General features: G+C 41.4%; 17 protein-coding genes. 14 read left to right on the forward strand and 3 right to left on the reverse strand.

Annotation, left to right across the window (positions count from 1 at the left end; genetic code table 11):
- Positions 1–59: 59 nt before the first annotated feature.
- The 3 genes from FLP08_RS03040 (at position 60) to murB (ending at position 2,860) form a co-directional block, all read left to right on the forward strand.
- Positions 60–458 (forward strand): DUF1573 domain-containing protein, encoded by a 399-nt coding sequence (locus FLP08_RS03040; RefSeq protein ID WP_156273907.1) that lies wholly within the window; start codon positions 60–62, stop codon positions 456–458.
- Between the two features lie 192 nt (positions 459–650).
- Positions 651–1,841, forward strand: a complete 1,191-nt coding sequence (locus FLP08_RS03045; protein WP_156273909.1) for a pyridoxal phosphate-dependent aminotransferase — start codon at positions 651–653, stop codon at positions 1,839–1,841.
- Between the two features lie 5 nt (positions 1,842–1,846).
- Positions 1,847–2,860, forward strand: coding sequence for a UDP-N-acetylmuramate dehydrogenase (gene murB, locus FLP08_RS03050; protein WP_156273911.1), 1,014 nt, complete (start codon positions 1,847–1,849; stop codon positions 2,858–2,860).
- Positions 2,861–2,910: 50 nt separating this feature from the next.
- Here the strand turns inward: murB and FLP08_RS03055 are convergent, their stop codons facing one another.
- Positions 2,911–3,528 carry a fasciclin domain-containing protein gene (locus FLP08_RS03055; RefSeq protein WP_156273913.1) on the reverse strand — a complete coding sequence of 206 codons (618 nt, stop codon included), beginning with the start codon at positions 3,526–3,528 and terminating at the stop codon, positions 2,911–2,913.
- A 166-nt stretch (positions 3,529–3,694) separates the two neighbouring features.
- Here FLP08_RS03055 and FLP08_RS03060 point away from each other — a divergent pair, with 166 nt between their 5' ends.
- The 6 genes from FLP08_RS03060 to FLP08_RS03085 all read left to right on the forward strand — a co-directional run bounded on the left by FLP08_RS03060 (position 3,695) and on the right by FLP08_RS03085 (position 9,813).
- The gene (locus tag FLP08_RS03060) at positions 3,695–3,907 is read left to right on the forward strand and encodes a membrane or secreted protein (protein WP_156273915.1); all 213 of its coding nucleotides are present in this window, start codon (positions 3,695–3,697) and stop codon (positions 3,905–3,907) included.
- Positions 3,907–5,010, forward strand: coding sequence for a glycosyltransferase (locus FLP08_RS03065; RefSeq protein ID WP_156273917.1), 1,104 nt, complete (start codon positions 3,907–3,909; stop codon positions 5,008–5,010). Before FLP08_RS03060 ends, FLP08_RS03065 begins: the two co-directional genes overlap by 1 nt.
- Entirely contained in the window at positions 5,001–5,570 is a 570-nt protein-coding gene (locus FLP08_RS03070; protein ID WP_156273919.1) for an RNA polymerase sigma factor, read from the forward strand. Before FLP08_RS03065 ends, FLP08_RS03070 begins: the two co-directional genes overlap by 10 nt.
- A gap of 77 nt (positions 5,571–5,647) precedes the next feature.
- Positions 5,648–6,529, forward strand: a complete 882-nt coding sequence (gene lipA, locus FLP08_RS03075) for a lipoyl synthase (protein WP_156273921.1) — start codon at positions 5,648–5,650, stop codon at positions 6,527–6,529.
- Positions 6,530–6,536: 7 nt separating this feature from the next.
- On the forward strand, positions 6,537–7,544 hold the full coding sequence (gap, locus tag FLP08_RS03080; RefSeq protein ID WP_156273923.1) for a type I glyceraldehyde-3-phosphate dehydrogenase: 1,008 nt from the start codon (positions 6,537–6,539) through the stop codon (positions 7,542–7,544).
- A gap of 40 nt (positions 7,545–7,584) precedes the next feature.
- A complete protein-coding gene (locus tag FLP08_RS03085; RefSeq protein WP_156273925.1) occupies positions 7,585–9,813 on the forward strand; it encodes a response regulator in 2,229 nt (742 codons plus the stop codon).
- A gap of 105 nt (positions 9,814–9,918) precedes the next feature.
- On the opposite strand, the gene lpxK is transcribed toward FLP08_RS03085, so the two are convergent.
- Positions 9,919–10,923, reverse strand: coding sequence for a tetraacyldisaccharide 4'-kinase (gene lpxK / locus FLP08_RS03090; RefSeq protein WP_156273927.1), 1,005 nt, complete (start codon positions 10,921–10,923; stop codon positions 9,919–9,921).
- Positions 10,924–11,040: 117 nt separating this feature from the next.
- Here lpxK and FLP08_RS03095 point away from each other — a divergent pair, with 117 nt between their 5' ends.
- The 4 genes from FLP08_RS03095 to msrA all read left to right on the forward strand — a co-directional run bounded on the left by FLP08_RS03095 (position 11,041) and on the right by msrA (position 14,355).
- Positions 11,041–12,135: a Nif3-like dinuclear metal center hexameric protein gene (locus tag FLP08_RS03095; RefSeq protein WP_156273929.1), complete on the forward strand. Its 1,095-nt coding sequence runs from the start codon at positions 11,041–11,043 to the stop codon at positions 12,133–12,135.
- A 1-nt stretch (position 12,136) separates the two neighbouring features.
- Entirely contained in the window at positions 12,137–12,916 is a 780-nt protein-coding gene (locus tag FLP08_RS03100; RefSeq protein WP_156273931.1) for a zinc ribbon domain-containing protein, read from the forward strand.
- Between the two features lie 186 nt (positions 12,917–13,102).
- Complete coding sequence (locus FLP08_RS03105; RefSeq protein ID WP_156273933.1) at positions 13,103–13,690, forward strand: hypothetical protein; 588 nt, start codon at positions 13,103–13,105, stop codon at positions 13,688–13,690.
- A gap of 2 nt (positions 13,691–13,692) precedes the next feature.
- Complete coding sequence (gene msrA, locus FLP08_RS03110) at positions 13,693–14,355, forward strand: peptide-methionine (S)-S-oxide reductase MsrA (protein ID WP_156273935.1); 663 nt, start codon at positions 13,693–13,695, stop codon at positions 14,353–14,355.
- A gap of 31 nt (positions 14,356–14,386) precedes the next feature.
- Here msrA and FLP08_RS03115 read toward each other — a convergent pair whose 3' ends face one another.
- Positions 14,387–15,730, reverse strand: a complete 1,344-nt coding sequence (locus tag FLP08_RS03115; RefSeq protein WP_156273937.1) for an FAD-dependent oxidoreductase — start codon at positions 15,728–15,730, stop codon at positions 14,387–14,389.
- A gap of 204 nt (positions 15,731–15,934) precedes the next feature.
- Between FLP08_RS03115 and FLP08_RS03120 the strand changes: the two genes are divergently transcribed.
- Positions 15,935–17,047: an alkene reductase gene (locus FLP08_RS03120; RefSeq protein ID WP_156273939.1), complete on the forward strand. Its 1,113-nt coding sequence runs from the start codon at positions 15,935–15,937 to the stop codon at positions 17,045–17,047.
- Position 17,048: the final 1 nt, after the last annotated feature.

Below are 17,048 nucleotides of genomic sequence, written 5' to 3' on the forward strand. Positions count from 1 at the left end.
AAGTTTTGAGTTTTAAAGTATTTCAGTATATCTTTACTAATCCGCTAAAATTTTAAATTATGAAAAAAATAATCGCAATCGCCATATTTGTACTTGCCGGAGTTTCATTCGCTCAGGCTCAGAAAGTTGCAAAGATGGAATTCAAATCTGAAACCATCGATTATGGTGAGATCAAAAAAGGTAGTGACGGAGTGAGAGTATTCGAATTCACGAATACCGGAGACGCTCCCCTGGTTATCGAAGACGTTAAATCAAGCTGTGGCTGTACCGTTCCGAAGAAACCAGAAGAACCTATCTTACCTGGAAAAACAGGACAGATCGAGGTGAAATATGACACTAAAAGAGTTGGGCCCATCAGAAAGACCGTTACTGTTTATTCCAATGCTGAAGAATCTGTAAAAGCTTTGAAGATCAAAGGAAGCGTAGTAGATTCTGAGACAGATGGCGACGACAGCTAAATCTTATAAATATATAATTTTATGAGCCTTCCATCGCGGAAGGCTTTTTTTTTGAATTATACCGAAATTTGCAGGAAACCTGCAAGGCTCGTTTGAATGGCCTTAAATCACAAAAAATACCCGATTATTAAGACCTATAATTATTGATTCATATTTAAATTTTGCAATTTTGCAACGCACAAATTTTAAGCTATGCCTAAGATCTCAAACAAAGGGCTGGAAATGCCTGAATCTCCGATAAGAAAACTGGTTCCTTTTGCTGAAGCAGCTACCAAAAAAGGAAGGAAAATTTATCAACTCAATATTGGCCAGCCGGATATTAAAACTCCGGAAGCAGCCCTTGATGCAGTTAGACACCATGATATTGAAGTTTTATCTTACAGCCACTCTGCAGGTTTTGAATCTTATAGAGAAAAACTGGCCGGTTATTACCAGAAAACCTCTCTTCCCGTAGAGAAGGATGATATCATTATAACCACCGGAGGCTCTGAAGCATTGCTATTTGCTATGGGAAGTATTACAGATCCGAATGACGAGGTGATCATTCCAGAACCATTCTATGCAAATTATAATGGCTTTGCCACGGCTTCGGGAGTAAAAATAAAACCTATACAGGCCAGCATCGAGAACAATTTCGCCCTCCCTCCTATTTCGGAATTTGAGAAATTGATCACAGACAAAACCAAAGCCATTCTTCTGTGTAACCCTGGAAACCCAACGGGATATCTTTACACTAAGGAAGAGGTTAAACAACTTGCCGATCTTGCTCTTAAACATGATCTTTTTATAGTTTCAGACGAGGTTTACCGGGAGTTTGCTTATGAAGGTGCGGTACACCATTCCATTATGAGCATCCCGGAACTTGCAAATAATGCCATAATGGTAGATTCAGTTTCCAAGCGTTACAGCATGTGTGGCGCGAGAATTGGCTGCCTGGTATCTAAAAACGAGGAGGTAATTGCCACCGCGATGAAATTCGCCCAGGCAAGGCTTAGCCCACCAACTTTCGCCCAGATAGCCAGCGAAGCTGCTTTGGATACCCCACAGGAATACTTTGACGAAGTGATTGAAGAATATACCTACAGGAGAAATCTTTTGGTAGACGGGCTCGAGAAGATCGAAGGCGTGAAGGTTGCCAAGCCAAAAGGTGCATTTTATTGTATCGCTGAGCTTCCGGTAGAGGATGCCGATGATTTTGCCAGATGGCTTCTTGAAGAATTCGAGGATGATAACGAAACCGTAATGGTTGCTCCGGCAGCAGGCTTCTATTCTACCCCGAACACCGGAAAGAACCAGGTTAGGATCGCTTATGTTCTAAAAAAGGAAAACCTGGAAAGAGCTATCGACATTCTTGAAAAAGCGCTTAAGCAATATAATAAGTAGTCTCGATGCGCGTCCTGCGGAATTACTCCCTAAAAAAGCACAATAGTTTTGGCATAGAGGTTAAGGCAGACAAGTTTCTCTCTATCCAAAACCTGAAAGATCTGCGCACCATACTTCGCAAGAGTTATGCTGCTGAACTTTTTATTTTGGGAGGTGGCAGCAATATGTTGTTAACGAGAGATATTCACAAGACCGTATTGCATATTGCCCTGAAAGGCAAAGAGATCGTTGCTGAAACCGACGACGAAGTGACCATTGAGGTCCAGGCGGGAGAGAACTGGCATGAACTGGTCTTATGGACGCTGGAACATAATTTTGGCGGACTCGAAAACCTTTCGCTGATCCCCGGCAATGTAGGTACAGCGCCAATTCAAAACATTGGAGCATATGGGGTTGAGCTAAAGGACACTTTTGTGAGCTGTAAGGCCATGAATGTTCAAACCCTGGAAGAGAAAGAATTCAGTCGTGAAGAATGCGATTTTGGTTACAGGAATTCAATTTTCAAGAACCAGCTAAAAGGGCAGTATATCATTACTTCGGTAAAATTTCGCCTTAGCAAAAAGGACCATGAATTGCATACCGAATATGGTGCCATCAGGTCTGAACTGGAAAAGCAGGCAATAGAAAACCCTACGATCAGGGATATCTCTAATGCAGTAATCGCCATCAGGCAGTCTAAATTACCAGATCCCAACGAAATTGGGAACAGCGGAAGTTTTTTCAAAAACCCGGTCATCGGGGGAGATCATTTTAAAAAGCTTGAGGAACAATTCCCCGAAATACCGAGTTACAGGATCTCTAATGAAGAGATCAAGGTTCCTGCTGGCTGGTTGATAGACCAGGCAGGTTACAAGGGATACAGAAGAGGTGATGCCGGGGTTCATAAGAATCAGGCCCTGGTCCTGGTTAATTACGGCGCTGCCACCGGAGAAGAAATATTATCACTTTCGCGAGAGATACAGCATAGTATCAAAGAAAAATTCCAGATTGACCTGGAGGCTGAAGTGAATATCATATAAAAAAAGGAGAGCCGCTAAGCTCTCCCTTTTTTTTAAGATTATCTATATAATTAAGCCTTCTTCATTACTACCGCATCTATAACGTGTACAACTCCGTTAGATGCATCAACATCAGTCATCACCACGGTTGCTTTATTTCCGTTCTCGTCGGTCAGGATTACATTTTCTCCTTCAATAGAAGCAACAAGCTTTCCTCCACCTACGGTAGAAACTTCGTATTTCCCGTCATTATCTTTGATAGCCTGAACCAATTGTTGAGAAGTAACCTCTCCAGAAACCACGTGATATTTCAATACATCTGCAAGTTTCTCTTTATTGTCTGGCTGCATCAATGATTCTAGGGTAGCCTTGTCAACTTTCGCGAATGCCCCGTTGTGTGGTGCAAATACAGTGAAAGGACCTTCCTCGGTTTTGAACATTTCTGCAAGATCGGCTGACTGAAGAGCACTAACCAAAGTACTTAGAGTGTCGGTTTCCATTGCTTTAGCAGCAATACTGTTGGATTCCATTTCCATTCTTTCTTTTTCGGCTTGCATTTCAGCCTCTCTTTCAGCTTCCATTTGTTCCATTTTAGCCTTTTCCTCCTGCTCCTTTTTCTTATCATCTCCACATGAAGTGAACATAATTCCTGAAAGCACCAGGGCAGTAAATAACATTTTAAATTTCATAATTGTAGTTTTATCATGATTAACGATGCAAGATATTGTGCAAAAGCCACTTATAGCTTACAATTCGATTAAAGTTTAGTTAAATAGTGTAAAGGATCTATTAATGCTCCGTGCTATTTTTAGTTGCTTCATTTTATTATTATTTTTGCATCAGAATCTTAAGGATATGAAATTATTAATCATAAGTATTGTTTTACTGGGTCTTGCGTTTGCGGGAATCGCAATCAAGATCTGGGCTAAAAAAGACGGTAAATTTGCCGGAACCTGCGCCAGCCAGAATCCTTATCTTAACAAATCTGGTGAGCCTTGCAGTTTTTGCGGTAAATTACCAGATGAAATGGAAAATTGTTCTGAAACTCCTAAGACCTCGCAGGCTTAATGGCAACACTATTACTGGGACTATTCATCCTCGTTAGCTTAGTTAATTTCATTTATTTTTTCTCATTTTTTTCTTTTTCCACTTCAGGGATTAAGAATAAGCTGCATCCTGAAGTTCCGGTTTCAGTAATTATTTGTGCCAAGAACGAAGAAGAGAATCTCAGGAATTTTCTTCCCTCCATTATAGAACAGGATTATCCCGATTTCGAGATCATCGTGATCAACGATGCTTCGGTAGATAACACCCTTGAAACCATCGAAGAGTTTCAAAAGATAGACCCCCGAATCAAGATTGTAGATGTTCAGAACAATGAAGCTTTCTGGGGGAATAAAAAATACGCCTTAACCCTGGGCATCAAAAAGGCGAAAAACACTCATCTACTTTTTACTGATGCCGATTGTGCGCCCCAGTCCAAAAATTGGATCAGGGAAATGTCACGAAATTTTCAACCGGGAAATTCAATCGTTCTTGGCTATGGTGGCTATTTTCAGCATAAAGGCTCTCTATTGAACAAACTTATAAGGTTCGAAACCCTGCTAACGGCGATCCAGTATTTTTCCTATGCCCGCCTGGGCTCACCTTATATGGGTGTTGGCAGGAACCTGGCTTATACTTCTACCCGTTTTTACGAGATGAAAGGATTTGCCAATCATTTACACTTAAGATCGGGAGACGATGATCTTTTTGTGAACGAGGCCTCCACCTCAGATAATACCGCTATCTGTTTTCATCCAGATTCCATAACCCGTAGCATCCCAAAGAACAGCTTTTCAGACTGGTTTCATCAGAAACGTAGGCACGCCTCTGTTGCCGGGTATTATAAGACAAAACATAAGATGCTGCTGGGCTCATTCTATTTATTCAGAATATTATTCTGGATATTGCTTATAACAATCTTGGCATTGCAGATCTATCCTCAAATCGTACTGGGAATCTTAGGTTTAAAATTATTGATCGAAGCCCTGGTGTACATTAAAGCAGGAAAAAAACTGAACGAGACAGACGTGGTATGGTTGTTTCCCTTTTTCGATCTCTTTTTAATCTTCACACAATTAGCTATCTTTATCGCTAACCTCATTTCAAAACCGAAGCATTGGAAATAAATCCGGACCATCTCCTTGAAAAGATCAGGGAGGCAAAAGACGGAAGTCAATCGGCTTTTAATTACCTTCTCGACAGATATTGGAACGACGTTTATGGCTTCCAGTTAAAAAAGACCCGGAACGAGTACGAATCTGAAGACATTACCATACAGACCTTTTCCAAAGCCTTCAATAAGATCGACACTTTCGACGAGAATTATTCTTTTTCTACCTGGCTGATCGCTATTTCCAAGAACATACACATAGACCAGATTCGTAAGAAAAAAGCAAGTATCAGTTCAAAAACATCCATGCAGGATGAGGAAAGGGTTTACGAAATCGCCGATGAAACACCGGGGATTGAAGATAAGCTCATCAAGGAACAAAACCTGGAGCAATTGCTGGCAGATATCAAACAGCTTAAACCGCATTATCAGGAAGTGATCAACCTGCGCTTTTTTCAGGAAAAATCTTATAAGGAGATCGCCAAAAGCCTTGATGAACCTATGAACAACATCAAGGTTAAATTGCTTCGTGCCAAGAAACTTCTGGCTGAAATAATTGAGACCAGGAACAGCTAAGTAAGGATTTAAATCCTGGCGAGTCTAATTTATGCAGTTCAGCTTATTATTGTATCTTTGAACCTCAGATTTTTGCTATGAATACAGACGTTGCGCCCGTAAAATCAAAAACAGAAAGAAAGCCTAAACCAAAATGGCTTCGTGTAAAACTCCCTACCGGGAAGAAATACACCGAACTTAGAAGTCTTGTAGACAAGTATGACCTGCATACCATCTGTACTTCAGGAAGTTGCCCCAATATGGGTGAATGCTGGAGCGAAGGGACTGCCACTTTTATGATCCTTGGTAATATTTGTACCAGGTCCTGTGGCTTTTGTGGTGTAAAAACAGGACGCCCGGAAACGGTAGACTGGGATGAACCAGAAAAGGTAGCACGCTCCATTAAACTCATGCAGATCAAGCATGCTGTGGTAACCAGCGTAGACCGGGACGACCTAAAGGATATGGGGTCGATCATCTGGGCTGAAACCGTAAAGGCGATCAGGCGAATGAATCCTGAAACAACTCTGGAAACACTTATTCCAGACTTTCAGGGAAATGAAAGAAATATAGACAGGATCATCGAGGTAATGCCAGAGGTGGTTTCTCATAATATGGAAACCGTAAAAAGGCTTACCAGAGAAGTTAGGATACAGGCTAAATATGACCGAAGCCTCGCTGTTCTTAAATATCTTAAGGATAATGGTATTAGAAGAACCAAATCTGGGATCATGTTAGGTCTTGGGGAACAGGAAGAAGAAGTTATTCAAACCCTTAAGGATCTTAGAGAAGCAGGAGTAGATGTTGTAACCATTGGCCAGTACTTACAGCCAAGTAAAAAACACTTACCGGTAAAACAATTTATCACCCCAGACCAGTTCAAAAAATATGAGGAGATAGGTCTTGACCTTGGTTTCAGGCACGTTGAAAGTAGTGCCCTGGTAAGGTCTTCGTACAAGGCTCAGAAACATATTAACTAGTCACTGAATGGCTAAGTCTATTAATATTGCCATCAACGGGTTTGGCAGAATCGGAAGAAATCTATTCAGGCTTCTTTTGAACCATCCCGAGATACAGGTGGTGGCTATAAATGATATTCACGATTCTAAAAGCCTGGCTCATTTACTCAAATACGATAGCATACATCGTACTTTAAAGGCTGAAATTTCTTCTACAGATTCTGGCATTGTGGTTAACAACAGGGAAGTTCCCCTTCTAAACCACAGCAAACCGGAAGACATTCCCTGGGATAAGTACTCGGTAGATTATGTGGTAGAATCTTCAGGAAAGTTCAAAACCGAAGAAAGCCTTAAAGGTCACCTTAAGGAAGGTGTCAAAAAAGTGATACTTTCGGTTCCTCCCCAGGATGAGAACATTAAAATGGTGGTACTGGGAGTAAATGAAAATATTTTAGACGGCTCCGAGAGAATAATTTCTAATGCCTCCTGTACCACGAATAATGCCGCCCCGATGCTGAAATTGATCCATGATCATTTTGAAGTTACTCAGGCCTATATTACAACTGTGCATTCATATACCTCAGACCAAAGTCTGCATGACAAACCGCATAGGGACCTTAGAAGAAGCCGGGCAGCGGCACAATCTATCATTCCAACCACTACAGGTGCAGCTAAAGCTTTAACAAGTATTTTCCCAGACCTGAGTGAGGTGATAGGTGGCTGCGGAATCAGGGTTCCCGTGCCTAACGGCTCCCTGACCGACATGACCCTGAACGTGAACAAGGAAACTTCTATCGAAGAAGTCAATGCTCTTTTTAAAAATGCTGCTGAAACCACGTACAAAGGCATATTAGACTATACAGAAGATCCCATTGTTTCTATAGATATTTTAGATAGCAAATCCAGTTGTGTTTTCGATGCCCAAATGACCTCTGTCATAGGCGGTAAACTGATTAAATTGATCGGATGGTACGACAATGAAATTGGTTACTCTAACCGTCTTATCGATTTAATTTCACTCATTAACGATAAATAGCTATATTTAACACATTAACAGCTAGTAGCTATTTTCCCGAATGAAGAATCTAAACCTAATCCTGATACTACTGTGTTGCTTTTTGAACTTTGGATTTCAGAATCCTAAAATCGATGAAGCCCAGCCAAAACCTGAACAGATCAAGGAGTTACTTTTCGAGGCAGAGAAGTCTATTGATATGATGCTTTTTGACAAAGCTCACAATCAATTGAACAAGGCCCTGGAATACTCCCGAAGAATAGACAATAAAAGATACATCGCCCTCACCAGCAGCATTCTATCCAGGTGGTATTACGTAAGACATAACTATAAAAAGGGAATCACCGAGCTGGAACGAGCAATTTCCATTCAGCGTGAGATTGGTGACGAAGCTGGTCTCGCCTACTCTTACGTAATGTACGGCAAATTACTCAACGGCAAAGGAGATAAGGATCGTGCCCTGAAGTACTTCAACCTGGCGCAGAAGTATTACGAAAAGGAGGATAATAAGGAACAGCTGGCGGTCATTGCGCTTAATAAAGGAATTTTATTGATAAACGATGAAAAAACCAGGGAGCGCGCCAAAGCCCAACTCAACAATGCTGAAATATACTTCAAGGATAGTGAAAATTATTATGAGCTCTCCAGGCTGCACTATTACCTGGCCAGGCTTGCCCAGTATGAAGGAAACCTTGAAAAGGCTGAGGAATCTGCGGAGGGCGCACTACATATTGCTAAGTCCGGCGGATTTGACAGTATGACCATGTATTCCTACGCCCTTATTAGTGAAATTGAAGAAGACAGGGGAAACCCTGCCCTGGCGCTTGAAAATCTTAAGAATGCCAACGAAATTAGAGAAGCAGTTTTTAATGTAAATAAAGAAGCTCTGGCTTCTGAGGCGAATGCTAAACTGGGAGTAGATGCATTAAAGACCACTCTTGATGAACTCACCGTGCAGAATGCTGAACAGGAACGCACTTTAAAGGTGAACAAGCTAACCACCATTCTCAGCGTAGCCCTTATCACCATACTTTCGTTACTTACCCTGTCACTTTATAAGAACAACAATCTTAGGGCAAGAGCCAACGAACTTTTGCAAAAGAAAAATTCTGAACTGGTTCTGGCAAAGGAAAATGCTGAAAAGGCTTCGCTGGCGAAGGCACAGTTCCTTACCACCATTACTCACGAATTAAGAACACCTCTATATGCGGTGACCGGTTTAACACATCTCCTCCTTGAAGAAAGCCCCACCGAAAGCCAGAAAGAGCATCTTAACTCCCTTAAGTTTTCCGGAGAATATCTATTATCACTTATAAATAATATTCTTGACCTGAACAAACTGGAGGCAAACAAGGTAGAGATCGTAAATTCTGAATTCGACCTGGAAAAAAGGATATCAGACGTATTGGTCGCGCTAAAGAATTCTGCCGATGAAAGAAATACAAAACTGCATTTTGATTTCGACAGTAAGATTCCGAAGAAATTAAAAGGAGACCCGCTTAAAGTTTCGCAGATCCTCATCAACCTGATTGGTAACTCCATTAAATTCACTGAAAATGGGGATATCTGGATCAAAGTAAAACAAACCAGGGTCGAAGACAAGAACATTTTTCTTCATTTCGAGATCAAGGATAACGGCGAGGGAATTGGCAAAGAAAAACAAAAGGCGATTTTCGAGAATTTCACTCAGGGCTCTACCCAGATCAATAGAAAATTTGGAGGTACCGGTCTTGGCCTCTCTATCGTTAAAAACCTGCTTAGTCTTTTAGGGAGTGAAATAGACCTGGAAAGTGAATTAGGAGAAGGATCCAAATTCCAGTTCGATCTCACATTTGAAGCACCGGAAGCCGAGATCAAAAAGATCGCTAAACCGGTAGAGATCCCAGACGAAGAACTTACCAATGATATCATGGAAGGTAAGAATATCCTTGTAGTGGAGGATAATAAGATCAACCAGATGATCACCAGGAAGATCCTAGAGAAGAACAAGGTAATTTGCGATGTGGCCGATAATGGAAGTATCGCTATAGAAAAGGTAAAAAACAACGAATTCGACCTTATTTTAATGGATATCCATATGCCGGGAATTAGCGGGATAGAAGCCACGATAGAAATAAGGAAATTCGATGAGACTATTCCAATTATCGCCCTTACCGCGGTAACCCTGGACGATAACCTGGATGAATTCTACCTGAATGGTTTTAATGACATCATCCCAAAACCTTATAAAACAGAGGAATTCTTTCACAAAATAAATAAGTACCTGGCGGCAAAAGAAACTGCAGTATAGATCTTTTGGCACAGGCTTTGTAAATACGATGGCGATCAAATAAATACAGAGAAGATTCTAATTTGTTTGAATTAGCCAAAAACAAAAATGAGGTGTTTTCGCACCTCATTTTTTATTTATAAAACTTTCTACCTTCTGCCTTAAGGAAGACTCTCCATCCCCAAGGAATTTCACTTCAATGGGAAGATAAAAAAGCCTTGCTGCCGGCAACCTGTCTTTGAGTCTCATATAATCTTTTTCAGTGGTAAGGATATTTTTCTCAGCTCTAAGTAGTTCGATCTCCCTTTCTGAAAAACTATGATGATCAGAGAATTTATGATGTTTTAGAGAAATCTCTTTGGATTCCAAATAATCTATTAAGGGTTTGGGATTGGCTATTCCTGTAACCAGGACAAAATCATTAGTTAGTCCGTTCAGTGTCCTTTCTTCCCTTGCCGAAAAAATGTTTTCTGAATACCTAATGCTGGTAAAATAAACCTGCTGACCTGAATCTGGTCTTAATTTTTGTCGAATTTTCTCCATTTCAGAGTCGCTAAGATCTGAAGGACATTTAGTGACGATAATGATCTGGGCTCTCGCAGCTCCAATGGATGACTCCCGAAGATTTCCGGCAGGAAGCAAAAGATCATCTGTATACAGGTCACCGTAGGCTGTAAGCAAAATGTACATACCTGCCTTAACTTTCCGATGCTGGAATGCATCATCAAGCAGGATCACATCCGGGTCAAACTTCAATAATTCAGCAATACCTTCCCTCCTGTTCGCATCTACGGCAACTATGGCTTTAGGGAATTTATTCTTAAACTGTAATGGCTCGTCTCCAGATTTGGTTGCGGGATCGGCGATTTCTACCAACTGAAAACCCTTACTCTCCCTTTTATACCCCCTGCTCAGGGTAGCGACTTTGTTATTTTCTGCAAGCATCTTTAGGAGATACTCTATCATTGGGGATTTACCCGTACCTCCCATATTGAGATTTCCCACAGCGATCACCGGTAGCTCATAAGATTCCGATTTCAGGATCTCATGATCATAAAGATTATTACGTATCCCGGTTACAGCGCGGTAGAGCACTGAAAATGGAAAAAGTAATTTTCTGAGATTCGGCATGAAAGGCTTTGTATAATATTTATATTTGAAAAACTGGCGATCTATTCTGGAATACGTTGAAATAATCCACAATTTCAGCTATTCTATTCTAAAAACTGAAGGCTAAAATAATTAATTATGATCATAAAGGAAGTAATTGAACTAATTGAAGACTTTGCTCCCACTAAATATGCAGAAGGATTTGATAATGTAGGGCTACTGGTAGGAGATGCCTCAGCCGAAGTTTCCGGAGCTCTGGTCACCCTGGATACCCTCGAAGCTACGGTAGATGAAGCCGTCGAGAAAAAATGCAACCTTATCATCAGTTTTCACCCAATCATATTCTCAGGCTTAAAAAAGCTTACCGGCCGGGATTATGTGGAAAGAACAGTTTTAAAAGCCATCAAGAATGATATTGCGATCTATGCGATACATACCGCTCTTGATAATCAGCATAAAGGGGTGAATGATATGATATGCGAAAAAATTGGGCTTAAAGACCGCCAGATCCTGATTCCACGCAAGGATTCGATAAAAAAACTTACCACATTTGTTCCATTAAAAGATGCCGAAAAGCTAAGGGAAGCACTATTTTCTGCCGGTGCCGGAAGTATTGGCAATTACGACAACTGCAGTTTCAACATCACCGGAAAAGGAAGCTTCAAGGGTAACGATGATTCCAACCCCGTGGTGGGCGAAAAAGGCAAAATACATTATGAGGAAGAGACACAAATAGGAATTACTTATCCTGCTCATTTAGAATCGAAAATCCTCAAAAATCTTTTTTCCGCTCACCCGTATGAAGAAGTTGCCTACGAGATCCACAGCCTGGAAAATGAAAATCAGCAACTGGGAATGGGCATGATCGGTGAACTGGATAATCCTGTAGACGAAAAGAAATTTCTGGAGCAGCTTAAAGAAACTTTTAAGACCGGTTGCGTTAGGCATTCTAAATTACGGGGCAAAAAGGTAAAAAAGGTTGCGGTGCTAGGGGGCAGCGGTGCATTTGCCATCAATAATGCCAAGGCGGCCGGTGCAGACGTATATGTAACCGCAGACCTCAAATACCACGACTTCTACAAAGCCGAGGAAAAGCTGGTGCTCGCGGATATTGGACACTATGAAAGTGAACAGTTTACAAAAAATTTACTATATTCTTTTCTTAGCAAAAAAATTAGTAGTTTTGCACTTATTTTAGCAGATACAAATACCAATCCAATACATTATTTATAATATGGCGAAAAAAAACGATGTTACTGTAGAAGAGAAGTTAAGATCACTGTACGATCTTCAGTTGGTGGATTCGCGAATTGATGAAATTAGAAACGTACGTGGTGAATTACCTCTGGAAGTTGAAGATCTGGAAGATGAAGTAGCAGGTTTGAACAGACGCCTGGAAAAACTGGATGCAGATATAGAGGTCATTGATAATGACATCAAGAACAAGAAGAACCAGATCGAGGAGTCTAAAACTACGATTAAGAAATACTCCGATCAGCAGAAAAATGTACGTAACAACAGGGAATTCAATGCGCTAAGCAAAGAGATCGAATTCCAAGAGCTTGAAATAGAACTTGCTGAAAAGCACATCAAAGAGTACAAGGCTAAGATCGAGCAGAAAAAAGAAGTGATCGCTCAAACTAAAGAAAAACTTTCTGAGCGTGAGGAGCACCTGAAGCACAAAAAAGGTGAACTTGAGGAGATCCTTAAAGAGACTGAAAAGGAAGAGCAGGCTCTTATTGAAAAGTCTAAAGAGTACGAGAAGGAAATTGAAGACAGGCTGGTTACTGCTTACAAAAGAATTAGAAGCAATGTAAAGAACGGCCTTGCCGTAGTACCGGTTGAGCGTGGAGCTTCAGGAGGTTCATTCTTTACCATTCCACCACAGGTGATCATGGAAATTGCTGGTCGCAAGAAGATCATTACAGATGAGCACAGTGGAAGAATCCTTGTAGATGAGGAACTGGCTAAAGAAGAGCAGGAAAAAATGCAAAGCATGTTTAAAAAGTTCTAGACTTTTTTAAACTTACATACAGACTGCCTGGAAAATAACAGTAAGATCGCGAGATCTGAAGCAAAAGTTTTTCAGGCAGTTTTTTTATGCCCATATCTTGCTGCATTCATGGCTATTGGGATTAACAACTATTTCACAATAAACGAGCATTTATGTGGTATTTTTAATGAGCCTAAATCACTCATTATGAAAAAACCGTTCATACTTATATTACTTATTGCTGCTTTGGTTTCCTGCCAGGATTCAAAAAAAGAACAAAGCGAAACTCCTATAAACAACACTGAAAAAATCCAACCTAAGGATGAACTGGGCAGTTCAGCCCAGGACCAGCCTATTGGCGAGAACAGCGACCTGAAATATTCAGATGAAGATACCGCTGATGATACCAGTGAAAATAGAGCTTCGGTAATTTCTGGACTTTATCAGAACAAAAGCCATACAGATGATGTTAATTGCGATTGTTATTGCGTAAATATCAAAACAAATGGTACTTCAGAATTATGCCTAAAGGAAGATGAGTTATATATAATGGCTCGTTTTCAAAGGCAAGCTAATAATATCAATGTTTTCTATTCGGGAAAATCTCCAGGTACCACCAACAAGGATATTCCCTGGGATAAATTCGAGACTGGTACGCCAATTGCAGTTTTAAGCCCGGAGAGCGATGGCTCTTTGAAACTTGACTGGAAAGGCTTTTCTATAGACGGTAAGATCGCTGTAGATTACGCCCTTTACGGAAAAAAGACTTTGGAAGGAACCTATAAAAAGAAATAATCATGAAACTCTTATTATTAAATTTCCTCAGCCTAGTGCTTCTGGGGTGTGGCAATGAAACCAAAAGCAATGCAACCCACCAGGAAATCGCGAATGCTGAACCAATGGAAGTCCCGGCTCAGGATGGCCTTAAAAAAGCCTATTTCGCCAGTGGTTGTTTCTGGTGTGTAGAAGCTATTTACGAAAGCATTGAAGGGGTTGAGGAGGCTTTATCGGGTTATTCGGGAGGTCACACCAAGAATCCCACTTACGAACAAAGCAACACGGGTAAGACCGGACATGCAGAGGCCGTAGAGGTAATCTACGATCCAGAGGTGGTTAGCTTTAAAACCCTTGTAGAAGTATATTTTGGTTCCCAGGATCCAACCCAGGTTAACGGCCAGGGACCGGACCGGGGTTCTCAGTACAGGTCTATTATTTTCTACCAGAATGCCGAACAAAAAAAGATCATCGAAGAGGTGAAAGCTCAAGTGGCCAACAATTATGATGAACCCATTGCTGCTGAGATCTTACCTTTTCAGAAATTCTGGAAGGCCGAAGACTACCACCAGGATTACGAAAAGAACAACCCGAACAATCCCTATATAAGAAATGTTTCGATCCCGAGACTAAACAGGTTTAAAAGCAAATTCCCTGATATTCTTAAAGAGAATGAGTCCCATTAATTAGAAAAGCTGCCTTCGAGGCAGCTTTTTTTTATTTTTTTATAAGACTTATGATCTTGTCTTCTACTTCCTGGGAATCCCACTTCTCCTCTATTCCCGGTATCTGCATGACCTCATCCATAATTTCTCGCTGGTAATCTCCAACTTTGAGTGCTTCGACATAGGCCTTATCAGAAAAGGTAACCCTTGAATATAAAGGCATCCAGAGTTCGGGATGATCATCGGCAAATTTCTTTTCGATCTTCTTCCTAAGCAGGAACATCGGATCTGCCGTTTTACTGCTCATTTCAACAAAATTCCGGTAGCTAAGCTCGGCAATAGCGTCGGCATTCGGCTTCCTTTCGGTTTGGTATTCTTCGAAAATCTGCTGCCAATCGTTTCCGTATTTTTCCATTTTAGCATTCAGCACAGAAATATCCTCAAAACCGGCATTCATTCCCTGTCCATAAAAAGGAACAATAGCATGCGCCGAATCGCCTACAAGTGTGATCTTGTCATAATAAGACCAAGGAAAACACTTGATGGTCACCATGGCACTGGTAGGATTATTAAAAAAGTCCTTTTTTAAATTATAGATCTCGTCCTTAATATCAGGGAAATAATTCTCGAAAAAGGCATCTGCCTGCTGCTCGGTCACTATACTTTCAAAGCTCACCTCGCCTTCAAAAGGCATGAAAAGCGTACAGGTAAAGGTACCGTTCAAATTAGGCATCGCGATAAGCATAAAATTGCCTCGGGGCCAGATATGAAAAGAGGAATTATCGAGTTTATGCGTACCATCTTCATTGGCAGGAATGGTAAGCTCTTTGTAACCAACATCAATAAAATGCTGGGAATAATTGAACCTGCTCTGTCTTTGCATCTTGTGGCGCACCCGGGAAAAAGCTCCATCGGCTCCAAAAATAAGGTCGAACTGGTATTCCTTCCAGGGACCTTTTTCAGAATCGCCTGTATAAAGCTTAGCTTCACGCATATCTACATCCCAGATCTTTTCCTCAAAACGGAACTGGGCGCCGGCAGCTTCAGCCAGGTCTATCATTTTGCGATTAAGCACTCCCCTGGAAATTGAATAGATAGCCTCTCCCTCATCACCATATTTTTGAAAATAAACCGGCTGTCCCTCAACATGCATAGCTCTTTTATCTAACGGCAAAGCCAGTTTCCTGATCTCCTCCTCTATCCCTGCTTCCCGCAGTGCCTTCCAACCTCGATTAGACATCGCCAGGTTGATGGAACGGCCCGAGAACTGTACCTTTCTTACATCTGGACGGCGATCGAAAACGCTAACTTTATGGCCTTGTTTCCGCAGGAAGATGGCCAGTAATGATCCCACAAGTCCCGATCCTACTATCGCTACATTTTTTTCTTTTTGCATGAATTGGTTTGAAAAGTATATCCCGGCAGAGATTTGACAGTCGCCAAAAGATTGCTATTGATTCAAATGCGAAATTAATTAATAAATATGAAACAAGCTTCCTCCTTTCGGCTAATAGCCAGATTATCCCTCACCAGATCTCATTTACAATTTAATTAACAGCCATAAATCTCCGGAACTGGTATTTTTAGGAAAAGAAATAAGATGAAAGAAGAAAAACAAGCCCTGCTGCAGCCCTATAAACTGGGCAACATGACCCTGAAAAACCGGGTAGTGATGGCTCCCATGACCAGGAGCCGTGCCGATAATGAAGAAAAAGCGCCTACAGATTTGCATGTGGAATATTACACCCAGCGTGCCGGCGCCGGCCTAATCATCACCGAAGGTTCCCAGGTATCGAGCCGTGCCGTTGGATATGTGCACACCCCAGGAATTCATACCCCCGAACAAAAAGAAGCCTGGAAAAAAGTGACCGATGCGGTTCATGAAGAAAACGGAAAGATCTTTATCCAGCTATGGCATGTGGGAAGGATCTCCCATCCTAAATTCCATAACGGGGATAAACCTTTAGCCCCAAGTGCCGTAAATCCAAAATCCAAGGTATACACTCCAGAAGGTTTCGAAGAAACTACCGAACCCAAAGCCATGAGCATACAGGAGATTCAGGAAACTGTCCAGGAATTCAAACACGCCGCCCAGATGGCCAAAGATGCGGGATTTGACGGGATAGAAATCCATTCCTCTAATGGATACCTTTTTCACCAGTTCTTTAACAAGAACGCCAACCAGAGAACCGATGATTATGGGGGCAGCATTCCCAATAGAGCAAGGTTCTTTTTCGACGTGCTGGAGGCGGTAGCCGAGGTGTGGCCGGAGAACCAGATAGGCTGCAGGTTCAATCCTTCCCTGCATAAATCTTTCGGAATTACCGCCACTGAAGACAGTATCGCGACCTTCGATTATATCATAGAAAAGCTGAACGCCTACGACCTGGCTTATGTACATCTTTCCGAACCATTTACAGACGTAAGCGACGTGCCTTACCTGGAGACCGAGATCGCCCAGCGCTACCGACAGATCTACAAGGGTACTTTAATGATCAATAATGGGTTCGATAGGGAATCTGGTAACAAGGTGATCGAAGACGGGCATGCAGACCTGGTTGCCTTCGGAAAGCTCTTCATATCGAATCCAGACCTTCCAAAAAGGTTTGAGAACAACTGGCCTCTGGCAGAATATGATGAAGACACCTTCTACACCACTGGAAAAGAAGGATATACAGATTATCCTGTTTATAAAGAGGAAAAAGTTTCATAAT

The organism is Christiangramia aestuarii, from assembly GCF_009735585.1.
In the GTDB taxonomy this organism is placed as follows: domain Bacteria; phylum Bacteroidota; class Bacteroidia; order Flavobacteriales; family Flavobacteriaceae; genus Christiangramia; species Christiangramia aestuarii.